Genomic DNA, 26,382 nt, shown 5'->3' with positions numbered 1-26,382 from the left:
GACCGCAGCAAAAAGGCCTCGCCAAGAAGCGGGCCTTTTTTGCTGTTCAACATAACGCGCCGTAGTCAGACCTCAGCGGTTCCAGAACTGGAGAGAGCGAAGCGGATTGCATCGCGATACCCTCAGGCCCGACAACATGCCCGTCAACACTTGCGACGGGGTCACCGTTGGCATTTCTCGTCACTTCGATCGCGTAGTGCACGCTATCGATCGCGATCTCCGCCGAGAAACCCGCCCACTCAGCCGGCAGGGCAGGATTCAACATCAGCCGGTTGCCTTCCTTGCGGATGCCCAGAATGCCTTCCACGGCAGTGCGATAGAGCCATCCGGCCGAGCCAGTATACCAGGTCCAGCCGCCGCGTCCGGTCAGGCTGCCCGCTCCATAGACGTCCGCGGCAACCACGTAGGGTTCCACCCGGTAACGTTCGGCAGCATCGGCATCCAGGCTATGATTGATCGGGTTAAGCATCTGAAAACAGCGCCAAGCCTCTTCGGCGCGTCCGAGCTGCGCCAATGCCAAGACAACCCATGTCGCAGCATGGGTGTATTGGCCACCATTTTCCCGAACCCCAGGCGGGTAAGCCTTTATGTAACCAGGATCCAGAGGCGTGCTTGAGAAGGGCGGCGTGAAGAGGCGGATGATATGCTCCTTCTCATCCACCAGTTGTGCAAGGACGGCATCCATCGCCTCATTAGATCGCCCCTCGCTACCGACGCCGGAGAGCACGCTCCACGACTGCGACAGGGAATCGATCCGGCACTCCTTGCTCTGCGCAGAACCGAGCGGTGAGCCATCATCAAAATAGCCGCGGCGGTAATAGCCGCCGTCCCAGCCAGCACTTTCCAATGCCTGCTTGAACTTCTCGACATGCGTCGACCAACGGTCGAGACGCGTCTGGTCGCCGCGTGCGATCGCGTAACGCTTGAACTCCTCCAGAGTGCCAGCCAGGAACCATCCCAGCCAGACGCTCGATCCACGGCCGCCGATGCCAACGCGGTTCATTCCATCGTTCCAGTCGCCGCCGAGCATCAGGGGCAGGCCCTGGTGGCCCGTCCGCTCGATCGCCAGATCGAGAGCCCTGGCGGCATGCTCGTACAGACTTGCGGTTTCCTCCGAGATCTGCGGCTCGAAAAACGCGTCGTGCTGCTTGGCCTCAAGCGCATGCCCAAGGATGAAGGGCAGCTCTTCGTCCAGCAGAGCCTCATCGCCCGTGACCCGGACGTACTCGTGCGCCGCGTGCGCCAGCCAGACGATGTCGTCCGATATTCTCGTGCGTACACCAGCACCGGTCTCCGGCAACCACCAATGCTGGACATCACCTTCCGGAAACTGGCGTGCTGCGGCGTTCAAAATCTGTCGGCGCGCCAGCGATGGGTCTTGCGCCAGAAACGCAAGCGTGTCCTGCAGCTGATCCCGGAAGCCATAGGCACCGCTTGCCTGATAGAAAGCACTCCGGGCGGTGATCCGGCAGGCCAGAGCCTGATAGGGGAGCCAATGGTTGACCAGGTAGTTCAGGCTCGCATCTGGAGTTTGCACCTTCAACCGGTTGGTCGCCGCACGCCAATAGCCTTTGGTCTCCTCAAGGATAGCCTCGGGGTCTTCCGACCTGAGAGCGTTTACCAGACCAACTGCCTGATCATCGTCCGCAGCATCGCCCAGGAAGAAGGTCACGAGCTTTTCCTCGCCCGGCGCGAGTTCGATATCACAGGCGAGTGCTGCGCAGGGGTCGCCGTCAAGTCCGGTAGTCCCTGCCAGACTTGCGCCTCCGGCAATCGCGGAAGGGGTCGCGATCGAGCCGAAGCGACCGATGAAATCACGCCGGCTGGCGGTACAGCTTGACGCTGGCTCGCTTGCGGCAAGGAAGGCAGTCCGTCGGTGACTGGTGCTGTAACGGTTGCTCGCCAGGACCGCGCCCGTCTCCTCGTCATGGCTGGTGATGATGTAGGGAAGAGAGCGATTGGCATTGTTGCCGAGCAGCAGTTCCGCATAGCCATAGATGCGCAACTGCCTGGGCTGGTCGCCGCCGTTTCGCACCTTCAGGATTGACACCTTGACGGGCCGTTGTCGATCCACCGTCTGCGTCAGCGAGACTGCCAAGCCTGCATCACTGGTCGAAAAGAGCGAGTAACCTAGCCCGTGCCGGGCCTCGAAGATCGCCTGCGAGGCAGGAGAGAGTGCCGCAAATGGCGTCACGACTTCACCTGAAGTTGCGTCCACGACATAGAAAGCTTCGACCGGGCGGTTGATGACCGGGTCGTTGCTCCAAGGAGTTAGCTGATAGTCCCGCGAATTCTGCGCCCAGGTGTATCCACCGCCTTCAGCCGCGACGTGGAAGCCGAAGCGCTCATTGGCGATCACGTTAATCCAGGGCTGAGGCGTACACTGTCCGCCACGTAGTCGAACAACATACTCCGCCCCCTCCCGGTCAAAGCCACCATACCCGTTCCAGAACGCCAGGTTTGAACTTTCAATCTCATCTCCACCGGTAAAGTGCCCGGAGCTGAGGAGCGGGCGTTGATAGGCAGAGCTGCCAATCGACACGGAGAACAGCGAAACCGCGCGGTTGATCTGATCGATGAGCTTGCCGTTACGGGCATGAAGTACCACTCGCGCGGCAGCAATGACCGTTTCGAAAGTGACATCTTCCATCAAATCACGGCGCAAGACGAACACATGTGGCCGCCCCGATTCTGCCTGTCCACTCCGTCGCAGCTTCTCGCAGAGGCCCTCAAGCGTATGCTGCAGCTCCTGCGCATATGACGACGATTTCTCGTTGATGATCACAAGATCGGCAGTCACGCCGCGCGAGCGGAGGTACTCCTGCGCACTGAGAGCCTCCTTTGCGACACCCAGATCCATCTCGTCGTTGATCCGCAAGACGAAAATTGGGAAATCACCGGAGATCGACATCGGCCAGAGGTTGGATTGCGGCTGGAGCCCCGCCTGCAGCGTCTCCGGATCAGCCCGAAGGTGCATGTCCGGATAGATCAGGTAGCGCGCCAGATGCTGGAAGGCAGCCGCCTGCTGCGATGTGATCCCGAGATGCCGCATCTGGACCTGAGTCCGTGTCCAGACCTGAACCAGCTCATGAGCAAACGCGTCTGCATGGCGATACCGCTCGATCGCCTTATCGAGTTCTTCCCGCCTTGGTGCTGCAATCGTCCAGAAGATCACGCTGACCTTCTTGCCTGCAGGCACACGCACCACGCGTCTCAACGCCATGATTGGATCAAGCGTGAAGCCGTCGGTGCCGGACAGCGTCGCCTCGGGATCGAATGCTGCCGCTTCCCACAGGCTGCGTCCGCGGCCGAGGAATTTGCGTCGGTCGGTCTCGAATTCAGTCGGCCGCGCCGAGCCGGCGTTATCGGCAGCAAGATGCGCCACCATCATGTCCGGCTCGCTCGGGTTGCGCTTGTTGCGCCAGGCTCGGATGACGTCGCCGCGGCGACCGATCTCGGTGTGGATGAACATCCGCGAGAAGAGCGGATGGGCATTGTCGTCATCTTCCAGCGCCAGGACCGGCTCAAGATAAGACGTGATTTCGACGAACCGGTCCTCGCTGCCCATGTTGAGGAGCGTCACGCGACGGCCTTCGGCGTCATGTTCCGTCGCGACCAGGCACTCCACCACGCTCGACAGATCGCCGACGGTCTTGTGGAATTCGACCTTGTCGTCGCCAAAGAGGGTCTTGCTGACCTCGCTCGGGGCCCGTCGTGGCTCGGCTGTCGCCGACCACCAGTCGCCGGTTGCGGTGTCACGCAGGAAGATGAACTGGCCCCACCGATCCTCCGTCACATCCGGCTTCCACCGCGAGACCACCAGACCGTTCCAGCGCGAATAGCCGGCACCGGTCGCCGTCAGCATCACGGAGTAGTGTCCGTTCGAGAGGAGGGCGATCTCGCGGTCCCTATAGGCAGGGTTGTCGCTGGTCCGGACCTCCGCCCGGAGCAGCTCCGACTGGCCCTTGCCCGGCGTCTCCTCATGCTTCGCACTCATCACCGGCACGTCGCGCGGTGCCTTTTCCTGCAAAAGCAGCTCAGCAGCCTCGATCACTGGGTCGGCGTGGAAGAGTTCGCGCAGGTAGCCGTTGAACACCACGTTGGCAAGGGCCGCGATCGACATGCCATGGTGATGGGCGTAGTAATTGTAGACCACCGCGCAGCGGGAGCCAGCGGGAACGCGCGTCGGTGTGAAGTCGACGGCGTCGTGGAAGCCGTAACGGCCCAACGCGCCGAGCGCTTCCAGCTTCTCCAGATTCTCAATCGCGGCCAGTGGGTCATACTGGCTGGCGAGGATGGAGGCATAAGGCGCGATCACCGCATTCTGGCCAAGCCCGCGCTTGAGGCCGAGCGTCGGGACGCCAAAGTTGGTGTACTGGTAGTTCAGCAGGTGATCGCGAGCATTGAACGCGGCTTCCGATATCCCCCAGGGTGTACCGAGCCGGCGACCATGATTGATCTGCTCCTTGACGACAAGATTGTTGGTCTGGTTCAGAATGCCCCCCTGACGCTCCTGCATGACAAGCGGCGGCATCAGATATTCGAACATCGATCCTGACCAGGAGACGAGGGCACCCTGAGCCCCGATCGGCACCACCTGCCGGCCGAGACGGTACCAGTGCTCGTTCGGGAGATCCCCCTTCGCGATCGCGAATAGGCTCGTCAGGCGGCATTCGGAGGCGAGCAGGTCGTAGCAGGCTTCGTCGAGTTCGTTGCTGTCCACCCGGTAGCCGATGGAGAGCAGCCGCCGATCCTTGCGCAACAGGAAGGTGAAATCCATCGAGAAGGCGATGTCGCGGGCGCGGTTTCCAAGCGCCACGAGGCGTTTACGCAGGGGCTCGATATTGGAATGGTCGAAGACGCTGTCGGAGATATGCGCTTCGCAAACCTCGGCTAGTTCAGCGGCCCAGTAGGTCAGTTCTTCGCTGAGGGCAGACTTTGTTTCATAATTCAGATTGTTGACGAGCTTCTGGATGTCCCGCGCCAGAACCGCAAGGTTGATGATTCGGATGGACGCAAATTCATGTTCCCGCTTGACCGCGGCAAGAGCGTTGCCGAAGCCGGCAATCCGCTCGACCAACCGGCGCCGAAGTGGCCGAACGATCTTCCGGTCATCCGGCAGTTTGTCCATGGCCTCCGACAGGATGCTGACGACATCGCCTATACCGTCGAGGCTCGCCTGCAGATGCGCCGAAGGCGCTTCCGCCCACAATCGGCACGCCGAGGAGATGGCGATCAGGTGGCCCGCAAGGTTGCCGCTGTCGACGGCGGAGATGTATCGCGGCCCGAGCGGCGCAAGGGTGTCCGTGTGGTACCAGTTGAGCAGATGGCCGTGATACTTCTCCATCTTGTCGATTGTCGCAATGGTGTTTTCCAGCCGCTCAATCGTATCGGCAAAGCTTATCCAGCCGAACTGACGAGCAGAGATGATCGACAGAAGATAGACGCCGATATTCGTCGGCGAAGTCCGCCGCGCCAGCACGGGCTCCGGTTGCTCCTGGAAGTTATCCGGCGGCAGGTGATTGTCTTCTGGGGTAACGAAGGTGTCGAAATAGCGCCAGGTGCGACGCGAGATCGTCCGCAGTTCGGTTGCTACCTCGTCCGGAACGAACAGGCGATCCTCTGTTTCGGCCGACTGGCTGACGTACCACGCAACGAGCGGCGACAAGACCCACAGAAGCGCAAAAGGGACGCCGACGAGGAAGGCATTGTCCCCGGGAATGGAAGCGAAGATCAGGCTGAAGATCGCGATGACCGGCGCGTGCCACATCTGACGATAATAATCCGATGGGCTCCCCTGCGCGCTGGACTGGATGCTCGCTGCTGTCTTCCACTCCAACATCTGCTTTCGGCTGACGAAGAGGCGGTAGATCGAGCGGCCGATGGCGTCGGTCATCAGGCAGGCCATGTCGGCGATGAAGACGATCCGCAGGGCCACCTGTGCATTGGCTGACTGCATCTCGGACCAGACGGAGTAGATGTGGGCGCGGGGCACGATATCAGTGCTGCGCGGGAAGATGCCGGTGACAAGCGACATGGTCGGCGCGACAAACAGCAGGAAGATCAGGAAGATCTGCCATACGAGAGCGCCAAGGGGCTCGAAGAAGTACCAGCCGAGCACGGACGCAAAGAACCAGGTGATCGGCGTCAGAGACCGGCGGAGATTGTCGATCATCTTCCACCGGCCAAGTGCGGTGACACCGCGTGCAGGGTCGAAGATATAAGGGAGGAGCTGCCAGTCTCCCCGCGCCCATCGGTGCTGGCGCGACACTTCCACCTCGTAACGGGTTGGGAAGTCTTCCACGAGTTCAACATCCGTCACTAGCGCACAGCGGGCAAAAGACCCTTCGAGCAGGTCGTGGCTGAGGACCGAGTTCTCGTCGATCCTGCCCTTGATCGAGCGCTCGAACGCGTCGACATGGTAAAGGCCCTTGCCCGTAAACGTGCCCTCCCCCGTCAGGTCTTGGTAGACATCGGAAACGGTGAAGACATAGGGGTCCAGGCCGCGACCAACCGAAAAGACGCGCTGAAAGACCGAGGCATCCTTACCCGTTGTCAGGGAAGGCGTCACCCGCGGCTGTAGGATGCCATAGCCCTCCACCACGCGGCCGCTATCCTCATCGTGGACCGGCCTGTTGATCGGGTGGTGCAGCTTCCCCACTAGCTTCGTCACCGCATCGCGCATCAGGCGCGTGTCGGAATCGAGCGTCATTACATACTGGACACCTTCCGGCACCGCATTTGCGCCGGGCAGATAGCTAGTGTCCTGGTCACCGCGCAGAAGAAGGTTCAGCTCATGCAGCTTCCCCCGCTTGCGTTCCCAGCCCATCCACACACCTTCGCCCGGATTGAACTGGCGGCGGCGATGAAGGAGGTAGAACCGCTGCTTGTCGTCGAAAGCATACTTCGCGCTAAGAGCCGCAACCTCGGACTTGGCATACTCGAGCACATCGAGGTCGGCGGCGGTCTCCTCGCTCGAGCTGTCCTTCCAGTCGCTGAGCAGAGCAAAATAGATCTCGCCACGGGGATTGGCGAGGTAGTGGACCTCGAGGTTCCGGACAAGCTCGTCAACCACGTCTCTGCTGGTGATCATGCAGGGCACGACCAGCAGCGTGCGCGCGTCGTCGGGGATACCTTCCTTGAACTCATAACCCACGAGTCGCGCAGGTTTGACGAAATACGTGACGAGCGTGTTGAAAAGGCCAGTTGCTCCCTCGGACGCCGGCAGGGCGAACAAGAACAGGAACAGGACGAGAAGCGCCCCCCCCATGCCGGCTTCTGAAAGGAACCAGCCGACGACTGCCATCGCAAGCAGCGTAAGGAGGATCACAGGTCCTGCGATCGCCATCCACTGGAGGCGCCGCACCTGGCGGATCGAGCGCTGCAGGAACGGCGGGTTGTATCCGACCTCGGCTTCAAGCTCTCTGCGCCGACGACCGACGAGGAATGCGCCAATATCGCTTCGTCCGGTATCTTCTTCACCTTCTGGCGCGCCTGCAGCGAGCGCAATTGCCCTGCGCGCCACCTCGATCTCCGTCTTCGAAGAGTGGCGGGCCAGCTGCTCTATCCGGCTGCGATAGCTGTTGCGCGAACCGAAATCGAGCTCAGCATAGTCCGAGTGCTCGCGCAGGATCCGGTCGACGTGGGACACATCCTCGAACCAGACGCTCCACTCCGTGTCATCGATCTCACGCAGGCTCTTGATGATATTGCCCACGGTGACATTGCCGGAGGCGAGGCGGTTGTGCTCCGCCATCATCACCTCTTCGGCGTCGGTGCCTGCCTTCTCCAGGCGCTCCTCGAGCCATGCCACGGCAAAATTTGACGACTGGGACGCGTTGCGCAGCCTGTAGAAGAACTGGGTCGTGAAAGTCGGATCCGCGGCGAGCGGCTCCATATCCTTCAGAACGCCTGCGCTTGCCGTTTCGTCGTTGAGGCGGATGATCGTATCGGCGAGATCGTTTGCTTTGATGCGCATGCGGCGGGACCGGTCCACGCGCACTGCAATTCGCCGCAGGTTCTCGATCAGGACAAACCGCAGGATGGACGGCAGCGCCCAGAGCTCACCGATTTGGAGCGGATCAGTCTCCTGGAAGCCTTCTACCATGGCGGCGAGGGATTCCTTCGAGATCGTGCTGTGGGTATGCGCCACATATAGCCAGGCCAGCGCCATGACCCGCGGCATAGAATGGCTACCGACCTTCACCCAAGGCAGTTGCCGATAGAAACGCCGCGGAAAGTCGCGACGCACTTCCTGAATCGCCTCTTCGATGATGTAATGGTTGTCCAGAAGCCACTCCGCAGCCGGCGTGATTGCCGCACCTGCATCGACGTCTGCCGCGACCGCCCGGTAGACCCGAAGGATTTCCTTGTCGTTGGAACGGTGCCGGGCAAAGAATTCGAATTCGGCGAATTCGGGGAGGCTCTGCAGCCCATCGCGCCCGAACTTAAGCCCAAGCTCCCTCAACTCCTCATTGGCAAGATAGCTCGCCCGGATCGTGTCGTTATGGTCGACCTGCTTGCTTTCTGGATCACGGGGCTGGGTGGACGGAGTGTTGTGAAATGACATGGGTTCAGCTTCTGGCTTGGACTGGCGTCGGGGCTGGCTTAGGCGATCTCTTCAGGACCAGCCCGTTCATCCTTGTGCTGATTCAGACGTTAAGAGGCCGGCAGGACCTTCGCGACAAGATGAAGTAGAGGGAAGTACGAATTTTGCAAATAATTGGCGCCCACGCGATGACGGAAAATGCCACCGTTGCGCCTATCCTGTCGACTCTGAATGACAGCTGAACGGATTCGCACATTTCCGGCCGGCAACGGCCTTACGTCCTGCGGCCTGGGTTGCTATGGGTGAGAGAACCTTCGCAAGAGCCGTTCACCAAGAGGTGCACCAGTTGACTGTACAGATCTCCAACCATATGCCCGAGCTGACGGCGATCCGTCACCACCTCCACCAGCATCCGGAACTGGGTCTTTCGGAGCTGAAGACGTCGGACTTCGTGGCGGAGAAGCTTGAGGCGATGGGCTACGATGTGACGCGCGGCTTGGGGAAGACAGGCCTCGTCGCCACCCTTCGCAACGGCACGGGCGAGCGGTCGATCGGAATTCGCGCAGATATGGATGCCCTGCCCATCCAAGAGGAAAGTGGCGCCGCCTACGCGAGCCAGACGCCGGGGCTCATGCATGCCTGCGGCCACGACGGCCACACGACCATGCTGCTGGGGGCGGCGAAGCTTCTGGCGGAGCGCCGCAACTTCGACGGCACGATCCACCTGATCTTTCAGCCGGCGGAGGAGAACTTCGGCGGCGCGCGGCTGATGATCGAGGATGGGCTGTTTGAACGCTTCCCCTGCGACGCCGTCTTCGCTCTTCACAACGACCCGGGCCTGCCGTTCGGAGAAATCTATGTCCGGGAAGGGCCGGTTATGGCGGCCGTCGACGAATGCCGCATCACCGTCAATGGGCGCGGCGGCCACGGTGCCGAGCCGCAGGAGACGGCTGACCCGGTCGTTGCCGGCGCGAGCATCATCATGGCGCTACAGACCGTCGTCTCGCGAAATCTGCATCCAGTGGATTCCGCCGTCGTCACCGTCGGCGCATTCCACGCCGGGCAAGCCAGCAACGTGATTCCGGAACGAGCCGAGATGCTGCTGACGATCCGCTCTTTCGATCCAGACGTCCGCGACCTCCTGGAGAAGCGGTTACGCGCACTGGTAGAAGGGCAGGCTGCAAGCTACGGGATGTCCGTCACCATCGACTACGAACGCGGTTACGAACCCACGGTCAATCACGGGGCCGAAACGGACTTCGTCCGGGAGGTCGCGGCACGCATCGTGGGTGAAGATAAGGTTCGCGACCTGCCCCGGCCGATGATGGGAAGCGAGGACTTCGCCTACATGCTGGCGGAACGGCCGGGCAGCTACTTCTATCTGGGCACTCGGAAATCGGATCGCGACCCGCCGCTTCACCACCCGCGCTTTGATTTCAACGACGATGCGCTGCCGATTGGCGTAAGTCTTTGGGTGGAACTGGCCGAAGCTTGGCTTCCGCAGTGAAAGCCTAGGGGCGGACGGGCGGCCTGCGAAAATTATCCGAGCAGGCCGAACGTCACGGCTGCGAGGAAGACGAAGGCAAGCGCAACGAGTGCGGCCTGGCCGGCGAACGCTAGCCGGCGGGAAGCAGCAGACCGTGGGAGGGACACCCGCTGACCGGATAGGCTGAGCCGCATGCTTTCCTCCTGAGCAACAACATCTCGGCTTTGAATCTAGCTGATCTCTATTAAGTTGGTAGAGATAACCATCCTCCGGTGCCGCCGGCGGTGAAAAATCCTACCAAAAGGTAAACGCTGACGGAAAGGTTGAACACCAGCGTGTTAGGGTTTCTGGCGCAGCGCGTCTTCAAAAACATTGCTGTCGACATTCCCTCCAGACACCACGGCTATGACCGTATCACCCAGCGTCTCACCGTGAAAAAGCGCAGCAGCAAGCGCGACGGCGCCGCCCGGTTCAACGACGATCTTCAGTCTCTGGAATGCAAGCGCGACGGCTCGAAGAGCCTCCTGGTCGGTGACGACCATGCCCGGACCGCAGAGGCGGGAGAGGATCGGAAAGGTAAGGTTGCCGGGTTGCGGCGTGACAATGGCGTCGCAGACCGAGCCCGCATGGCTGGCATTCCGCTCAATCCGCCCTGCAGCGATGGACCGTGCAACATCGTCGAAGCCTTCCGGCTCGCATGTTCGCACCCGAAGTCTTGGAACTTTTGCCTCGAGCGCCAGGGCGATGCCGGAGGCAAAACCGCCGCCGCCCGTCGGCACGAGAACGTCGGCTGCGTCGAGCCCCTCTTCGGCAGCCTGTTCGGCGATCTCCAGCCCGGCGGTACCTTGGCCGGCAATTACCAGCGGATCGTCGAAGGGCCGGATGAGGGTCAGTCCGCGCTCTTGCGAGATTTGGGCTCCGATCGCATCGCGATCTTCCGTCGCTCGGTCGTAGAGCACGACGTCTGCCCGGTAGGCGCGGGTGTTCTCGATCTTGATGCGCGGAGCATCCGAAGGCATCACGATGACGCTGGGAATGCCGTGAAGCTTCGCGGCAAGCGCTACGCCCTGTGCGTGATTGCCCGAAGAGAAGGCGATAACGCCACGGGCGCGAACGTCCGGCGCAAGATGGGAAATGGCCGACCAAGCGCCACGAAACTTGAAGGAGCCGGTATGCTGTAGGCATTCCGGCTTTACGAGGACCCTTCGCCCTGCGATCTCGTTCAGAAAAGGCGAAGAAAGTAGCGGAGTTCGCCGCACCCGACCGGCCAAGCGGTCGCGTGCGGCTTCGATCATTTCAATCGTGGCCATCGGGCATCCCTTGTCAGGCGCCGACGACCGCCGCCTCTCGTTTACGGCAACGTATAGGCAGTCTTCACCACAGTGAAGAATTCAGCTGCATATTTCCCCTGCTCACGCGGGCCGAAGGAAGACGCCTTGCGGCCGCCGAAGGGCACGTGGAAGTCCACACCGGCCGTCGGCAGGTTGACCATGACCATGCCGGCTTCGGAGTTGCGCTTGAAGTGGGTCGCATACTTGAGGCTGGTGGTGGCGATACCCGCGGAGAGACCGAACGGTGTGTCGTTTGCGACCGCCAGGGCCTCGTCGTAATCCTTTACTCGGATCACGCTTGCCACAGGGCCGAATATTTCTTCGCGAGAAATCCGCATCTGGTTTGTTGCTTCAGTAAACAGCGTCGGCTGCAGGTAGAAACCGGGCGTCTCCCGCTCTATCCGCTCGCCACCAAAGGCGAGCTTGGCACCTTCCTTCTTGCCGATCTCGATATAGTCCATGTCCTGCTGGAGCTGCTTATCGTCCACGACCGGACCGATATGCGTGCCCTGCTTTAGTGCGTTGTCTACCGTCAGCGTCTTCAGCTTTTCGGTGAGGGCAGCAACAAACTTGTCATGGATCCCTTCAGTGACAATCAGACGCGAGGACGCCGTGCAGCGCTGGCCGGTGGAGAAGAAACCGGAGTTGGCAGCTGCTTCGACGGCGACATTCAGATCCGCATCGTCGAGCACGACCATCGGGTTCTTGCCGCCCATCTCCAGCTGGAACTTGCGGTTATGCTCGACCGAGGCGAGTGCCACCCGCTTGCCGGTGCCGGTGGAACCGGTGAAGGTAATGCCGGCCAGATCCGGGCTATCCAGCATCGCCTGCCCGACCACAGAGCCGCGCCCCATGACGAGGTTCAGCACGCCCTTCGGCAGGCCAGCCCGGTGCAGGATGTCGACGATCGCCCAGGCGCAGCCCGGGACGAGATCCGCCGGCTTGAAGACCACGGTGTTGCCGTAGCAAAGGGCCGGCGCAATCTTCCAGGCCGGGATGGCGATCGGGAAGTTCCACGGGGTGATGATGCCGATCACGCCAAGCGGCTCACGGGTAATCTCCACGCCGATGCCGGGGCGCGCAGACGGCACGACCTCGCCTGTGAGCCGAAGTGCTTCGCCGGCAAAGAAATCGAAGATCTGCGCGGCGCGCAGCGTTTCGCCGATTGCTTCCGGAAGGGTCTTGCCCTCCTCGCGGGCGAGAAGCTTACCTAGCTCTTCCTTGCGCGCCACGATCTCGTCGGCAGCCTTCTTCAGGATCCCGTGGCGCTCCATGATGCCCGAGTGCGACCAGGCAGGAAATGCGGCCTTGGCAGCGGCGATTGCCTGCTTGGCGTCGTCAGCGCTGCCCTGTGCGTAAGAACCCACGACGTCATTGGTGTCGGATGGGTTGATATTGTTGGAGGCGTCGCTACCCACCCATTCTCCGGCGATGAGGTTTTGGTAGATGGTCATGGTGAGCTCCTCTTTGTGTTCGGTCGGGGCATGCCTTACGACGTCGGGCAGCCCGGTTCAATAGTATGATTAAATATCTTGGTCCGGATCGCCGACGCCAGCTGTCACGTCGAGGCGCACGCGCGCCTTGATCGGCAGATGGTCGGAGGCCAGCCGTGCCAAGGCAGAATCATGCACCGCGACCGGCCCCAGGATCTCCGGCCGGTTCGACATGATCCGATCGAGCGCCAGCACCGGCAGGCGGGACGGGAAACTCGCCACCGCGGTCGGCAAACCGAAGACAGAAGTCAGCGTGTTGAGCGAGGAGCGATCGCCCAGCCGCCACTCGTTCAGGTCGCCGAGCAGAACAGTCGGTTGATCCGCGCGCGATCGAAGCAGATCGATGATCATCCGCGCCTGCTGGTGGCGCGACCGATGCAGCAGCCCGAGATGGGCCGCGATGACTCGAAGCACGCCACCGCCTTTCAATTCGAGTTCGGAGATCAGAGCGCCCCGAGGCTCCAGCCCGGGTAGCTTGACCTGATGGACGTCCCTCACCAGACCTTCACGAAAGAGAATTACGTTTCCGTGCCAGCCGTGGGCCTTCGTAAGCCCGGCGATCGGCACCGGCGAAAGCCCGGTTTCACGCTGCAGCCATTCGAGGTCAAGTAGACCACGGCGCTCGCCAAAACGCGTGTCGGCCTCCTGTAGCGCAAGCACGTCCGCGCCTATCTCACGAATGACTTCCTTCGTCCGGTAGGGGTCGAACTTCCCGTCAACCCCGACGCACTTGTGGACGTTGTAGGAGGCAATGAGGAAGCCTTTCTCAGGCTCCTCCGAAGGCACGCCGCCGGCTGCACCGCCACGTCTTCTGTGTTCGCGAATGGATGCGATGATGCTGGCCGAGAGTTTGTCGCGTTTTGTCCTCATGGTCCTCTGGCAGCAGTTCTAGAAAGCGTGGCAGGAACCTGCCCTGATCCTGATCAAAGATAGGGCGAGCCGAGCCAGAGCACACGGTCGAGAAGTCGGGCCGGGAACGGCCGTTGCTGCAGGCGCTCCAGCGTGACCTGCGTTGAGGAGGAAATGGCGATATCGATTCTTCGTTCCAGTTCCTTTGCGAAAGAAACGTCCATCACCTCCAGATCGACCTCAAAATTGAGCCGCAGCGACCGCGGGTCCAGGTTGGAGGAGCCGACAAAGGCCCAACGGCCGTCAATCGCCATCAGTTTTGAATGGTTGAAGGCGCCTGGCGCCCGCCAAATCCGGCAGTAGTTCTTCAGCAGCTGATCGAACTGCCCCGTCATCGCCCGATCGACCAGCGTCAGGTTGTTCGCCTCCGGCACGACCACGTCGACCTCTACCCCCCGCCGAGCGGCCGTGATCAGCGCGGTGATCAATTCGCGGTCGGGCAGGAAGTAGGGCGACATGATGCGGATGGAGCGGCCGGCGACGGAAAAGGCGCCCATCAGCATCTTATGATTGGTCTCAACGCTTCGGTCCGGCCCGGAGGCGACGGCACGAATTGCTACAGGCTCGCCCGGCTCGCTCGCAGGAGGCACGATCTGCCATGGTTCCCCCAGCAGATCCTCTCCGGTGGTGAATCGCCAGTCCGCGGCCGCAATGGCGAAAAGATTCGCGATTATCGGCCCCCTGATCCGGAAATGTGTGTCGACGGCGCAGTCGGTGCCAAACAGCTCGCCGGAGAAACCTTCGCGAATGTTGATGCCGCCGGTAAAGGCCGTGCGGCCATCGACGACCAGAATCTTTCGGTGGGTGCGCAGATTGGCGTAGGGCAGCCGCAGCCCCATGATCACCTTCCCGTTGAAAACATCCACCGTGACGCCTCCGTCGCGCAGCATGCCCAGCACACTCGGCACGGAATAGCGCGCACCCACGGCGTCGACTAAAACGCGCACTGCTACTCCGCGCCGCGCGGCCCCCGTCAAGGCCTCCACGAAACGCTGCCCTACCCGGTCGCGATCGAAGATATAAGTTTCGAGCAGGATCGACCGTTCGGCCTCATCGATCGCCGTCAGCATTGCCCGGTAGGCGTCGTCGCCGGTCGTCAGCAGATCGATGCTGTTGCCGGTGGTGATGTCGTGTTCCGTAACGCGGTCGCCCAGAACCTTCATCGCTGCATAGCGCTCGCCGAAACGCTCCGCGACCATCCCATTCGTCGCATCATATGCCTCGAAGTGATCGCGCACATGGCCCAGCATGAAGCGCCGGTCGCTGATGGCGCTCCTGCGGATGCGATTGATTCCCGCAATGAAGTAGAGGAGCGCTCCGATAATCGGAGACAGGATGATGATGCCGACCCAGCCGATGGCAGAGCGCACCTCCTCCTTGGTCATGGCGGCGTGAATAGCCGCCGTCGCCCCGAGCAGGAGCGAAAGCACGAAGAGAACATGGGGCCAATATGGCTCGATCAACATCAGCATGGCGCCAAGATATAGGCCCTGAGTTACCGCCAACAATTGGCCGCGGGCGATCCCGCAGCCAATGTCGCGAATTTCAGGCCTGGCTTAGCTGAGCCTGAAATGCATCCAGCGACGCTTCGAATGTATCGAAGATCGTGTTGATCTGCTGCTCGGTGACAATCAGCGGCGGGCAAAGCGCGATGCTGTCGCCGATCGCACGCCCGATCACGCCCTTGTCCAGCATCAGCGCCGCAAACTTCGGGCCGAGCTGACCGGCGGCGAAACCGTCGCGTGGCTTCAATTCCAGAGCGCCGATGAGGCCGATACCGCGCGCCTCGATCGCCAAAGGATGCTCCTCGAGCGCCTTCAGCCGCTTCATGAACAGCGGACTGAGATTTCTGACATTGCCGACAAGATCCCGCTCCTCGATGATCGCAAGGTTCTCAAGCGCGACGGCAGCAGCCACCGGATGGCCGCTGGCGGTGTAGCCGTGCCCAAAGGTGCCGATCCTGTTCGACTCGTCAGCCAGCGGTCCGTAGACGCGCTCGTTGATCAGCAGCGCCGAGATCGGCTGGTAGGATGACGACAGCTGCTTCGACACCGTCATGATGTCCGGCTGCAGGCCGAAGGTCGTCGTGCCGAACATCTCCCCGGTGCGCCCGAACCCGCAGATCACCTCGTCGGCGATCAGCAGGACGTCGTATTTGCGCAGCACCACCTGGATCGCATCCCAATAGCCTGCAGGCGGGACAATGACACCGCCGGCACCCATTACTGGCTCGCCGATGAAAGCGGCAACCGTCTCCGGCCCTTCGGCAAGAATCAGCTCCTCCAGCTCCTGCGCACAGCGGGCGACAAAAGCTTCCTCCGTTTCCCCCTCCTGCTTGAATGCACGATAATGCGGGCAGGTCGTGTGCAGGATGTTGGAGAGCGGCAGATCGAATGAGCGGTGGTTGTTCGGCAAGCCGGTGAGGCTGGCGCTGGCAATGGTTACGCCGTGATAGCCCTTTACCCGCGAGATCACCTTCTTCTTCTCCGGCTTGCCGAGGGCGTTCGACCGGTACCACACCATCTTAAGGGCGGTATCGTTGCCCTCAGAACCGGAATTGGTGAAATAGACCTTCGACATCGGCACCGGCGCCATCTGGATCAGCTTTTCGGCAAGATCGACGGAGGGGCCATGGGTGCGGCCGGTGAAGGTGTGGTAGTAGGGAAGCTTCGCCATCTGACGCGTCGCGGCATCAACAAGCCGCTGTTCGCCGAAACCGACCGCTACGCTCCAGAGCCCCGACATCGCTTCAATATATTGCTTGCCGTTGTTGTCGTATACGTGAACCCCTTCGCCTCGCTCGATCACCAGCGCCCCATCGCGCTCCAGTGCGCGGGCATTGGTGTAGGAGTGCAGCTGATAGGCCTGGTCACGAGCCTCGACGGAATTGGGCTGAACGGTCACGGTGGTCTCCTTCTGGAATGCGCTGCACAGTCATAGCCGGACGCACGCCCGGCGTCAGCTTCCGTTTGCGGCGGAAGATATTCTTGCTGTTACTTCGAGGTCATCGCGGCAACGGGAGGCTCGGCTCCCTCAGGAATGGGGCTTCGATAGACCTGGCCCTTGTGGCGCCGCTTCAGATCAGCCCACGCTGCTTCCCGAAGCTCCGGGCTCTGTAAGGCAGCGATCCCTGTAGCCGCCATCACCTTGGCTGTTGCAGCCATACCCTTATGCGCCAGCGCGCTCTGGCCCTGAGCCACGACCTGCCAGGTATGCAGCTGCGTGCCGACCGCCAGCGTCGGACCATAAGCCTGGACGGTTGGAACGACCCAGCTGACGTCGCCGACATCCGTGGATCCGCCCATCTGGCGGATCTCGTTGTGCGGCGGCAGGATGAAGTCGGCGAGCGGGATGTCCCTCGGCTCCAGCCGCTCCTGGTTCCAGCTCGCAGCAATGTCCTCAGGCATAAGGGTGGCGCGGATCTCTTCGGCGAACTCAATATCAGCCTGATCGAAGGCCGGTGGGCCGAGGCTTTCCCAGATGCCTTGCATGACGTCCATCAGCGGCGTGTTGACGACGAGGTTTGAAACGCCCGCAAGGATCGTGCTCTTGACGCTTGTCTCCGTCATCAGGGCTGCACCTTCGGCCACCTTCTTCACCCGCTCGATCAGCGTCAGCAGGCCGGCGAGATCGGGGGAGCGGACGACATAACGCACCTTGGCATAGGCCTGCACGACGTTTGGCGAGATGCCCCCCGTATCGAGAATGGCATTGTGGATCCGGCACTCCGACGGCATGTGTTCGCGCATGTAGTTGACCCCAACGCTCATCAGTTCGACGGCATCGAGTGCGCTGCGCCCTAGTTCCGGCACCGCCGCGGCATGGGCCGCACGCCCCGTGAACTCGAAGTCGATGCGGCAGTTCGCAAGCGAGGTTTCGCGCTGGACGCCGGCAAAATTGCTCGGGTGCCAGCTGATTGCGATGTCGACGCTATCGAAGGCTCCGGCGCGCACCATGAAGGCCTTGGCTGCGCCCCCCTCCTCGGCCGGGCATCCGTAATAGCGGACGCGTCCGGGAGTGCCCGTCTGTTCCAGCCAGTCCTTCACCGCCGTCGCAGCGAGGAGCGAAGCTGAACCGAGGAGATTGTGGCCACATCCATGGCCGTTTGCCCCCGCAACGAGCGGCTTATGTCGTGTCTCACCAGCCTTCTGGCTGAGACCCGCAAGCGCATCGTATTCTCCGAGGAACGCGATGACCGGTCCGCCCTCCCCCGCCTCGCCGATCAACGCCGTGGGGATACCGGCCACATTCTCCGTGATCCGAAAGGCTTGCGCCTCCAGCATCTCGCGATGCGCAGCCGCAGACTGCGTTTCCATGTAGCAGGTCTCAGGCGTTTCCCACACCCGGTTGCTCAACGCGAAGAAGTCCTCCTTCTTCGCATCAACCAGGTCCCAGACCGGAGGGTGGTTGGAGTTGCTAATCGCCATGAAGTCACTCCCTTTGCTGCATTGCATCGACGCGAGGAACGTACTTGCATTCGCGTTGCTCCGCAAAGCGCCTATTTCTGGAAGTACGAGAATGCGCAAAGCCGCGCTAGCAAACCGGTTACCCTTCCCGTCCGCCGCTCTCAAGGCATCTCGACAAGTCCGATCTAATCGTTATGCTCCGCCGCCGCTGCCTACGCACAATTTTCGCGAAATCATGTCCCCGCGACAAAATTTCAGAGAATTGAGAAGCATCCTGAGGTTTTTCTTCTAAGATGCATAGCACAGGTAAAATGTCCGACTGTGCGCGGTCGGAAATGCTGATCCGGGGTCGGAGACGGCACGTCCGCAACCTGCCCTGAGACGGCTGCTCGGTGAGCGGCGGTATCCTGCCGCGGCCAACGAGACGCCGAACGACAAACGGTACGGGCCTTGGCACGTATCGGCGTAGTACCGGTCGGTCAGGTAACATCCAGACCGCCTAACTGGGAGAAAGCCCGTGAAAAACAAACTTGTTCTAGCCGCAGCCCTACTGTCGGCGACGTTCTTCGCAAGTGCGGCGAGCGCCAAGACCTTCGTATATTGCTCCGAAGGCTCTCCGGAAGGTTTCGACCCCGGCCTCTACACCGCCGGCACCACCTTCGATGCATCCGCCCATCCAGTCTACAGCCGCCTGCTCGAGTTCGAGCCGGGTACGACCAAGCCGGTTGCCGGCCTTGCCGAAAGCTGGACCGTGTCCGACGATGGCACCGAATACACGTTCAAGCTGCGCCCGGGTGTCAAGTTCCACACCACGGACTTCTTCACGCCGACCCGCGAGATGAACGCTGACGACGTGGTCTTCTCCATCGACCGCCAGATCAATGCAGAAAACCCGTGGAACCAGTACGTTCCGGGCACTTCCTGGGAATATGCCGCCGGCATGGGCTTCCCGGACCTCATCAAGTCGATCGAAAAGGTTGACGACATGACGGTGAAGTTTGTCCTCAACCGTCCGGAAGCTCCTTTCCTCGCCAACTTGGCGATGCCGTTCGCTTCGATCATGTCGAAGGAATATGCAGACAAGCTGCAGGCTGAGGGCAAGATGGAGCAACTGAACCAGATGCCGCTCGGCACCGGTCCGTTCTCCTTCGTCGGCTACCAGCAGGATGCCGTCATCCGTTACGCCAAGAACGCCGACTACTGGGGTGGCGCGCCGAAGATCGATGACCTCGTCTTCGCCATCACCACGGACGCCGCCGTTCGTTACCAGAAGCTGAAGGCTGGCGAATGCCACCTGATGCCGTATCCGAACGCAGCCGACGTTGAGTCCATGCGTTCCGACGACAGCCTGACCGTTATGGAGCAGGAAGGCCTGAACGTTGCCTACCTCGCTTACAACACGACCCAGGCTCCGTTCGACAAGGTTGAGGTCCGCAAGGCGCTCAACAAGGCGATCAACAAGCAGGCAATCGTTGATGCCGTTTTCCAAGGCATGGCAACGCCGGCGAAGAACCCGATCCCGCCGACCATGTGGTCCTACAATGACGCCGTCGAGGAAGATGAGTACGACCTCGAAGCCGCCAAGAAGATGCTTCAGGACGCAGGCGTCGAAAACCTGTCGATGAAGATCTGGGCGATGCCGGTTTCGCGTCCGTACATGCTGAACGCACGTCGCGCTGCCGAAATCATCCAGGACGACTTCGCCAAGATCGGCGTCGACGTCGAGATCGTCTCCTACGAATGGGCCGAATACCTCGACCGCTCGAAGGCGAAGGACCGCGACGGTGCCGTCATGCTCGGCTGGACCGGCGACAACGGCGACCCGGACAACTTCCTCGACACCCTGCTCGGCTGCAACGCCGTCGGCGGCAACAACCGCGCGCAGTGGTGCAACGAGGAGTTCAACGAGCTCGTGACGAAGGCGAAGACGGTTTCCGACCAGGAAGAGCGTGCCGAACTCTATGAACAGGCCCAGGTCGTGTTCAAGCGTGAAGCTCCTTGGGCGACACTCGACCACTCGCTGTCGATCGTTCCGATGCGCAAGGAAGTCACCGGCTTCGTGCAGAGCCCGCTCGGCGATTTCACGTTCGAGAACGTCGATATCTCCGAGTAACGGCACCTGACCGATAAAATCTGCCGCGGGATACATTGCGTTTCCCGCGGCATTTGCTTTATGAGCGCCAGAAAAAAATGAAGTGAAACCACTTCAAGCGCCATGAGCGGGGTCCAAAGCCTGCCTTGGCTCAAGGGACAAAAAGGTTTCCTATGTTCGGCTTTCTCCTGCGGCGTTTCGCCGTTCTGATCCCGACTTTTATCGGGGTCTCGATCATCTCTTTCTCCTTTATCCGCCTTCTCCCCGGCGATCCCGTCGCGCTGCTTTCTGGCGAACGTGTCATGTCGCCAGAGCGTCATGCGCAGATCAGCGCCCAGCTTGGGCTCGACCGACCTCTGGTCATCCAGTATTTCGACTACCTCGGCGGTGTCGTGACTGGTGACTTTGGCTCCTCGATCGTTTCCAAGACGCCGATCCTCGACCAGTTCCTGGCACTGTTTCCGGCCACCGTGGAATTGTCCCTCTGCGCCATCATCCTTGCCGTCCTGATCGGCATCCCGGCGGGTGTGATCGCTGCGATTAAGCGCGGATCAATCTTCGACCAGTCCCTGATGGGCATTGCCCTTGTCGGCTATTCCATGCCGATCTTCTGGTGGGGATTGCTGCTGATCATCCTGTTTTCCGGCATCCTTCAGTGGACACCGGTCTCCGGCCGCATCTCGCTGATGTTCTTCTTCCCGCCGGTAACCGGCTTTATGCTGATCGACTCGCTTCTGTCCGGCCAGAAGGGCGCCTTCATGTCTGCGCTCAGCCACCTCGCGCTGCCGTCCATCGTCCTGGCGACGATCCCGCTCGCGGTGATCGCCCGCCAGACGCGCTCGGCCATGCTTGAAGTGCTGTCGGAAGATTACGTGCGCACCGCACGCGCTAAGGGCCTCTCGCCGTTCCGCGTCGTCGGCATTCACGCGCTGCGCAACGCCATGATCCCGGTCATCACCACGATCGGTCTGCAGATCGGAGTAATGCTCGCCGGCGCCATCCTGACGGAAACGATCTTCTCCTGGCCGGGCATCGGCAAGTGGATGGTCGACAGCGTTTTCCGGCGCGACTATCCGGTCATCCAGGGCGGCCTGCTGCTGATCGCGGCGATCATCATGTTCGTCAACCTCATCGTTGATCTGCTCTACGGCCTGATCAACCCGCGTATCCGCCACTAAGAGGATAATCCCATGGCCGATACTATCACCGATATCGACAACTCCCCGGAAGCACTGTCGAGCGCAGCACTACGCCGCAAGATGCTCAGGGAGTTCTGGTTCTACTTCTCCGAAAATCGCGGCGCGGTGATCGGGCTCTATGTCTTCGTCGCACTGGTGCTGATTGCGATCTTCGCGCCGCTCGTCGCCCCGCACTCGCCCTTCGAGCAGTATCGCGATGCGGTCCTCCTCCCGCCGGCGTGGCTGGAGGGCGGCAATATCAGCTATCTCCTGGGCACCGATCCAGTCGGCCGCGATATCCTGTCTCGCCTGATCTACGGCGCGCAGTATTCGTTGTTCATCGGCGTCTTCGTCACCACGCTCTCGCTGACGAGCGGCATCCTGATCGGCGTGATCGCAGGTTACTACCGCGGCTGGCTGGATACGGCGATCATGCGCCTGATGGACATCATCCTCGCCTTTCCATCGCTGCTTCTGGCGCTGGTGCTCGTTGCTATCCTCGGCCCCGGCCTGATCAACGGCATGATCGCAATCGCCCTCGTGCTGCAGCCGCACTTCGTGCGCCTGACGCGTGCTGCCGTCATGACGGAAAAGACCCGCGATTACGTCACAGCCTCCCGCCTTGCCGGTGCCGGCCCGCTTCGCCTGATGTTCCGCACGATCCTGCCGAACTGCACGGCACCGCTGATCGTCCAGGCGACGCTCTCCTTCTCCAACGCCATCCTCGACGCAGCCGCCCTCGGCTTCCTCGGCATGGGCGCCCAGCCGCCAGCACCAGAATGGGGCACCATGCTCGCCGAAGCGCGCGAGTTCATCCTGCGCGCCTGGTGGGTGGTGACCTTCCCCGGTCTTGCGATCCTGATCACGGTTCTGGCTATCAACCTGATGGGCGACGGCCTGCGCGATGCGCTCGACCCGAAACTGAAGAGGTCCTGATCATGGCGCTTCTGCAAATCGATAACCTCACCGTCGAGTTCGAGACGGCATCCGGCTGGTTCCGCGCCGTGGACGGCGTCTCCATGTCGGTCAATTCCGGCGAAGTGCTGGCGATCGTCGGCGAATCCGGCTCCGGCAAGTCGGTCGCCATGCTAGCCGTCATGGGTCTCTTGCCCTGGACCGCGAAGATCACCGCAGACCGCATGCTGTTTGAAGGTCGTGACATCCAGAACATCGGCGCGTCCGAACGGCGCAAGCTGATCGGCAAGGACATCGCGATGATCTTCCAGGAGCCGATCGCAAGCCTCAACCCCTGCTTTACTGTCGGCTTCCAGATCGAGGAGGTGCTGCGCATCCACCTCGGGCTGGACAAGAAGGCACGGCGCGAACGGGCAATCGAGCTGTTCCGCCAGGTCGGTCTTCCCAATCCGGAAGAGCGGCTCAACCACTTCCCGCACCAGATGTCCGGCGGCCAGTGCCAGCGCGTCATGATCGCCATCGCGATCGCCTGCGACCCGAAGCTTCTGATTGCCGACGAGCCGACCACGGCGCTTGACGTGACGATCCAGAAGCAGATCCTCGACCTTCTGATGTCGCTGCAGGCCAAGAACGGCATGGGCCTCATCATGATCACCCATGATATGGGCGTGGTGGCGGAGACCGCCGATCGCGTGGTCGTGCAGTACAAGGGCAAGAAGATGGAAGAGGCCGACGTGCTTTCCCTCTTTGAGAACCCCAAGAGCAATTACACCAAGGCCCTGCTTGCGGCGCTGCCCGAAAATGCGACCGGTGACCGCCTCACGACGGTCTCTCAGTATTTCGATGGCACCCCCGAACCTGCGGGAACAAGCGCATGACCGAGATCAAGAAAAGCAACACCATGCTTGAAGTGCGCGACATCAAGCGCGACTACGAGCTTCCCGGCGGGCTGTTCAAGCCGAAGAAGATCATCCATGCGGTCAAGGGCGTGTCTTTCTCGCTCGAACGCGGCAAAACGCTCGCGATCGTGGGCGAATCCGGCTGCGGCAAGTCAACCCTTGCGCGTATGCTCACGTTCATCGATGAGCCGACCTCTGGTGATCTCATCATCGACGGTGAGAAGACCGACACCCGCCCCGGCCATCTGACGCCCGAGATGCGCCAGAAGGTTCAGATCGTCTTCCAGAACCCATACGGTTCGCTCAACCCGCGCCAGAAGATCGGCGACGTTCTCGGCGAGCCGCTCTTGATCAACACCAAGATCTCGGCTGCGGAACGCCGCGAGCGCGCCAACGAGATGCTGGTAAAGGTCGGGCTGGGCCCGGAGCACTACAACCGCTACCCGCACATGTTCTCGGGCGGCCAGCGTCAGCGCATCGCGATCGCGCGCGCCCTGATGATGAACCCGAAGCTTCTGGTCCTCGACGAGCCGGTCTCTGCCCTCGACCTTTCGGTCCAGGCACAGGTCCTGAACCTGCTTGCAGACCTGCAGGACGAGTTCGGCCTGACCTATGTCTTCATCAGCCACGATCTTTCCGTCGTCCGCTACATCGCCGACGAAGTCATGGTTATGTACTTCGGCGAGGCCGTAGAGTACGGCACGCGCGACGAGGTCTTCTCCGACCCCAAGCACGAATACACGCGTTCCCTGTTTGCAGCGACGCCACGGGCGGATGTTGAATCCATCCGTGCCCGCGTGGCTCGCAAGAAGGCGGCAAGCGCTGCTTGATAGATGATTGCAAGCCGGCGACCCCTGTCGCCGGCCTGCAAGACACCTGGTTGCCAATCCCCTGAGATCAGATTCCGAGCGCCAGGCCGTCCTTGCGCGTATCGGAGCCGCCCAGCAGAACGCCCCTCCCCCAATCGATCCATATTGCCTGCGCGCCGCCCATCGCCGATTCAGGCGTGCGCAGCTCGAAACCCCGGCGCACCAGCTCCTCGCCGACTCTGTCGCGCAGCCGCCCCTCGATATCGATCTGATTCGTACCCGGCAGCGGAAAGAGCCGCGGCAACTCGATCGCGGTCTGAAGATCAAGACCGTAGTCAAAGATCTTCGACAGCAGATGGGCGTGACCCATCGCCTGGTAATGGCCGCCCATGACACCAAACGGCATGACCGCCCGACCACCCCGTGTCACCATCCCCGGAATGATCGTATGCATCGGCCGCTTGCCCGGTGCCAGTTCGTTCGGATGCCCTGCCTCGAGCGAAAAGCTCTGGCCGCGGTTGTGGAAAAGGACGCCGCTCTTCGGCGCCATGATGCCACTGCCGTAGGGCGAGAAGATCGAGTTGATGAAGCTCACGGCGTTCCGGTCTTCGTCGACGATGCAGATGTAGACCGTGTCCGTGTGCGCCATCTCGTTGAACCGCGGGAGATCTTCGATGGCACGGTCGAGATCAATCTGCGCCGCCAGTTCCTTCGCAAGCCTATCGGACAGCAGGTAGTCGACAGGCACATCGACCTTCGCCGGATCCGCAAGGAGCTGTTGCCGGGCGGCATAGGCAAGCCTTGTCGCTTCGACCTCGACGTGAAGGCGATTGACGTCCAGCGGATCGCCAGAGCCTGGGAAATGAGACAGGATGTTAAGGATGATCAAGGCGATCATGCCCTGACCGTTGGGCGGGCACTCGTGAATGTCATAGCCGCGGAAGCTCGTCTTGATGGTCTCGACGTACTCCCCTTCAGCTTCCGCGAAATCGTCCGGCGAATGCATGCCTCCGGCCGCCTCAAGGCGCTCCACCATGTCCTCCGCCACCCAGCCTCGATAGAAGCCGTTGCGCCCATCGCGGGCGATCGCCTCCAGCGTCTCCGCAAGGCGCGGCTGATAGTGGATGGTCCCAACTTCGGGCGCCTCACCGTCAACAAGAAAGGTCGCGCGTGTCGAAGCGTCCTTCTCGACGGTTGCATGCTGTGCCGCCAGATCGTGTGCAACCCGCGGTGAGACGGGATAGCCGCCACGTGCAAGTTCGATGGCCGGCGCAAGGACCTCCGCCATGCCCAGTCGTCCGTGGTCAGAAACAAGCCGCGTCCATGCATCGACAGCGCCGGGGACGGTCACCGCATGGGGTGACCAGCGCTCGATCGTCGTCAGGCCTTGGGAGCGCAGGTGTTCCGCAGATGCCGCCGCCGGCGCCCGTCCGGAGCCGTTATACGCAAGGATCTTGTCACTGCCCCCGATGGAGAGCAGGGCAAAGCAATCGCCGCCAACGCCGGTGGAGCCTGCTTCGACGACGCACTGGACCGCGCAGGCCGCAACTGCGGCATCGATCGCATTGCCACCCTGCCTGAGGATATCGATGGCCGTTAATGTAGAAGCCGGATGAGACGTGGCGGCCATCCCTTTTCGGCCGACGGCGAGCGAACGGCCCGGCAGGGAAAAATCTCTCATTATCGTGATCTCCTGAGGGGGATGCTGAAAGGGAAAATGCAGTCTGTGACGGCACGAACCGACGGTCAATGCGGAGTCGCCGTTTCCGTGAAAGCACGAGCGATCGCCCTAATCGTTGACCCTTGGTGCGCTCTCCAGTAGAACGCGCCATCCGGCCTTGGCACGATCAGGGCATAGATGCTCCGGAGTTGCAGCGGATGGCGCCTTTTCCGCCGACATTGCGGATGACCGCCGGGAGCAGGAGGCTTGAAATGCCGCTCCTGCCATGGCTCGCGCTCGGCGTATTTCTATTGGCCTTCCTTGGTCTGATCACGGACGCGACGCGTGACGTCAGGCTGAGGAGCGGCGTGCTGGCTGCCGAAAGCGGCTCGGACGTCCCGCACCTGTCCAAACGCGAACCCTTGCGCTTCCTGACGACGGACATCCGTCGCGACGGCACTTCCACCACCGGCTGGTCCGGCGCAGACGGTTTCTTGCCTGCAATGGCCGCCGGGGCCGCCATCCTCTTCAGCTCAAACGAGCGCTTCGGGACAACCGGATCCGCCCGCCATGCCGGCACCCCGGTTGCCGCATACCGCTCCAGAGCTCCCCCACTCAGCGCCTGAACACGACGCTTCGTCGTCCGTAGCGCCAAT

General features: G+C 61.5%; 16 protein-coding genes. 7 read left to right on the top strand and 9 right to left on the bottom strand.

Annotation, left to right across the window (positions count from 1 at the left end; all coding sequences use genetic code 11):
* Positions 1-46: 46 nt before the first annotated feature.
* A complete protein-coding gene (locus MUU54_RS13785) occupies positions 47-8,569 on the bottom strand; it encodes a glycoside hydrolase family 94 protein (protein ID WP_247244585.1) in 8,523 nt (2,840 codons plus the stop codon).
* A gap of 349 nt (positions 8,570-8,918) precedes the next feature.
* On the opposite strand from MUU54_RS13785, the gene MUU54_RS13780 reads away from it, so the two are divergent.
* Positions 8,919-10,055: a M20 aminoacylase family protein gene (locus MUU54_RS13780; RefSeq protein WP_247244669.1), complete on the top strand. Its 1,137-nt coding sequence runs from the start codon at positions 8,919-8,921 to the stop codon at positions 10,053-10,055.
* Positions 10,056-10,087: 32 nt separating this feature from the next.
* Here the strand turns inward: MUU54_RS13780 and MUU54_RS13775 are convergent, their stop codons facing one another.
* The 7 genes from MUU54_RS13775 to MUU54_RS13745 form a co-directional block, all read right to left on the bottom strand.
* Positions 10,088-10,228 (bottom strand): hypothetical protein, encoded by a 141-nt coding sequence (locus MUU54_RS13775; protein WP_247244584.1) that lies wholly within the window; start codon positions 10,226-10,228, stop codon positions 10,088-10,090.
* A gap of 144 nt (positions 10,229-10,372) precedes the next feature.
* Positions 10,373-11,344, bottom strand: a complete 972-nt coding sequence (locus tag MUU54_RS13770) for a threonine ammonia-lyase (RefSeq protein ID WP_247244583.1) — start codon at positions 11,342-11,344, stop codon at positions 10,373-10,375.
* A 41-nt stretch (positions 11,345-11,385) separates the two neighbouring features.
* Positions 11,386-12,819 carry an aldehyde dehydrogenase family protein gene (locus tag MUU54_RS13765; RefSeq protein ID WP_247244582.1) on the bottom strand — a complete coding sequence of 478 codons (1,434 nt, stop codon included), beginning with the start codon at positions 12,817-12,819 and terminating at the stop codon, positions 11,386-11,388.
* 69 nt (positions 12,820-12,888) lie between these two features.
* Positions 12,889-13,728, bottom strand: a complete 840-nt coding sequence (locus MUU54_RS13760; protein ID WP_247244581.1) for an endonuclease/exonuclease/phosphatase family protein — start codon at positions 13,726-13,728, stop codon at positions 12,889-12,891.
* Positions 13,729-13,781: 53 nt separating this feature from the next.
* A complete protein-coding gene (gene cls / locus MUU54_RS13755) occupies positions 13,782-15,239 on the bottom strand; it encodes a cardiolipin synthase (RefSeq protein WP_247244668.1) in 1,458 nt (485 codons plus the stop codon).
* A 73-nt stretch (positions 15,240-15,312) separates the two neighbouring features.
* Positions 15,313-16,671 (bottom strand): aspartate aminotransferase family protein, encoded by a 1,359-nt coding sequence (locus tag MUU54_RS13750; RefSeq protein ID WP_247244580.1) that lies wholly within the window; start codon positions 16,669-16,671, stop codon positions 15,313-15,315.
* Positions 16,672-16,760: 89 nt separating this feature from the next.
* On the bottom strand, positions 16,761-18,194 hold the full coding sequence (locus MUU54_RS13745) for a M20 family metallopeptidase (protein ID WP_247244579.1): 1,434 nt from the start codon (positions 18,192-18,194) through the stop codon (positions 16,761-16,763).
* A 496-nt stretch (positions 18,195-18,690) separates the two neighbouring features.
* Here MUU54_RS13745 and MUU54_RS13740 point away from each other — a divergent pair, with 496 nt between their 5' ends.
* From MUU54_RS13740 to MUU54_RS13720, 5 genes are all read left to right on the top strand, one after another.
* A complete protein-coding gene (locus MUU54_RS13740; RefSeq protein ID WP_376742094.1) occupies positions 18,691-20,286 on the top strand; it encodes an ABC transporter substrate-binding protein in 1,596 nt (531 codons plus the stop codon).
* 152 nt (positions 20,287-20,438) lie between these two features.
* A complete protein-coding gene (locus tag MUU54_RS13735; protein ID WP_247244578.1) occupies positions 20,439-21,443 on the top strand; it encodes an ABC transporter permease subunit in 1,005 nt (334 codons plus the stop codon).
* Positions 21,444-21,455: 12 nt separating this feature from the next.
* Positions 21,456-22,379 (top strand): ABC transporter permease subunit, encoded by a 924-nt coding sequence (locus tag MUU54_RS13730; protein WP_281433330.1) that lies wholly within the window; start codon positions 21,456-21,458, stop codon positions 22,377-22,379.
* 2 nt (positions 22,380-22,381) lie between these two features.
* A complete protein-coding gene (locus MUU54_RS13725; protein WP_247244577.1) occupies positions 22,382-23,236 on the top strand; it encodes an ABC transporter ATP-binding protein in 855 nt (284 codons plus the stop codon).
* Positions 23,233-24,087, top strand: coding sequence for a dipeptide ABC transporter ATP-binding protein (locus MUU54_RS13720; RefSeq protein WP_247244576.1), 855 nt, complete (start codon positions 23,233-23,235; stop codon positions 24,085-24,087). The genes MUU54_RS13725 and MUU54_RS13720 overlap by 4 nt, the downstream gene beginning before the upstream one ends.
* Positions 24,088-24,154: 67 nt before the next feature.
* Here the strand turns inward: MUU54_RS13720 and MUU54_RS13715 are convergent, their stop codons facing one another.
* Positions 24,155-25,747, bottom strand: a complete 1,593-nt coding sequence (locus tag MUU54_RS13715) for a gamma-glutamyltransferase family protein (RefSeq protein WP_247244575.1) — start codon at positions 25,745-25,747, stop codon at positions 24,155-24,157.
* Positions 25,748-25,998: 251 nt separating this feature from the next.
* Here MUU54_RS13715 and MUU54_RS13710 point away from each other — a divergent pair, with 251 nt between their 5' ends.
* A complete protein-coding gene (locus MUU54_RS13710; RefSeq protein ID WP_247244574.1) occupies positions 25,999-26,352 on the top strand; it encodes a hypothetical protein in 354 nt (117 codons plus the stop codon).
* Positions 26,353-26,382: the final 30 nt, after the last annotated feature.

The organism is Pseudorhizobium tarimense, assembly GCF_022968135.1.
GTDB classification, from domain to species: Bacteria; Pseudomonadota; Alphaproteobacteria; order Rhizobiales; family Rhizobiaceae; genus Neorhizobium; species Neorhizobium tarimense.
This window is presented reverse-complemented; position numbering and strand designations above follow the sequence as displayed.

What these genes read in the sequence shown, in the direction of transcription:
- MUU54_RS13745 (WP_247244579.1), bottom strand. Translation starts at nt 18,194, where the DNA reads ATGGCGATTAGCAACTCCAACCACCCTCCGGTCTGGGACCTGGTTGAT.
- MUU54_RS13725 (WP_247244577.1), top strand. Translation starts at nt 22,382, where the DNA reads ATGGCGCTTCTGCAAATCGATAACCTCACCGTCGAGTTCGAGACGGCA.
- MUU54_RS13785 (WP_247244585.1), bottom strand. Translation starts at nt 8,569, where the DNA reads ATGTCATTTCACAACACTCCGTCCACCCAGCCCCGTGATCCAGAAAGC.
- MUU54_RS13770 (WP_247244583.1), bottom strand. Translation starts at nt 11,344, where the DNA reads ATGGCCACGATTGAAATGATCGAAGCCGCACGCGACCGCTTGGCCGGT.
- MUU54_RS13760 (WP_247244581.1), bottom strand. Translation starts at nt 13,728, where the DNA reads ATGAGGACAAAACGCGACAAACTCTCGGCCAGCATCATCGCATCCATT.
- MUU54_RS13720 (WP_247244576.1), top strand. Translation starts at nt 23,233, where the DNA reads ATGACCGAGATCAAGAAAAGCAACACCATGCTTGAAGTGCGCGACATC.
- cls (WP_247244668.1), bottom strand. Translation starts at nt 15,239, where the DNA reads ATGCTGATGTTGATCGAGCCATATTGGCCCCATGTTCTCTTCGTGCTT.
- MUU54_RS13710 (WP_247244574.1), top strand. Translation starts at nt 25,999, where the DNA reads ATGCCGCTCCTGCCATGGCTCGCGCTCGGCGTATTTCTATTGGCCTTC.
- MUU54_RS13730 (WP_281433330.1), top strand. Translation starts at nt 21,456, where the DNA reads ATGGCCGATACTATCACCGATATCGACAACTCCCCGGAAGCACTGTCG.
- MUU54_RS13775 (WP_247244584.1), bottom strand. Translation starts at nt 10,228, where the DNA reads ATGCGGCTCAGCCTATCCGGTCAGCGGGTGTCCCTCCCACGGTCTGCT.
- MUU54_RS13735 (WP_247244578.1), top strand. Translation starts at nt 20,439, where the DNA reads ATGTTCGGCTTTCTCCTGCGGCGTTTCGCCGTTCTGATCCCGACTTTT.
- MUU54_RS13765 (WP_247244582.1), bottom strand. Translation starts at nt 12,819, where the DNA reads ATGACCATCTACCAAAACCTCATCGCCGGAGAATGGGTGGGTAGCGAC.
- MUU54_RS13715 (WP_247244575.1), bottom strand. Translation starts at nt 25,747, where the DNA reads ATGAGAGATTTTTCCCTGCCGGGCCGTTCGCTCGCCGTCGGCCGAAAA.
- MUU54_RS13780 (WP_247244669.1), top strand. Translation starts at nt 8,919, where the DNA reads ATGCCCGAGCTGACGGCGATCCGTCACCACCTCCACCAGCATCCGGAA.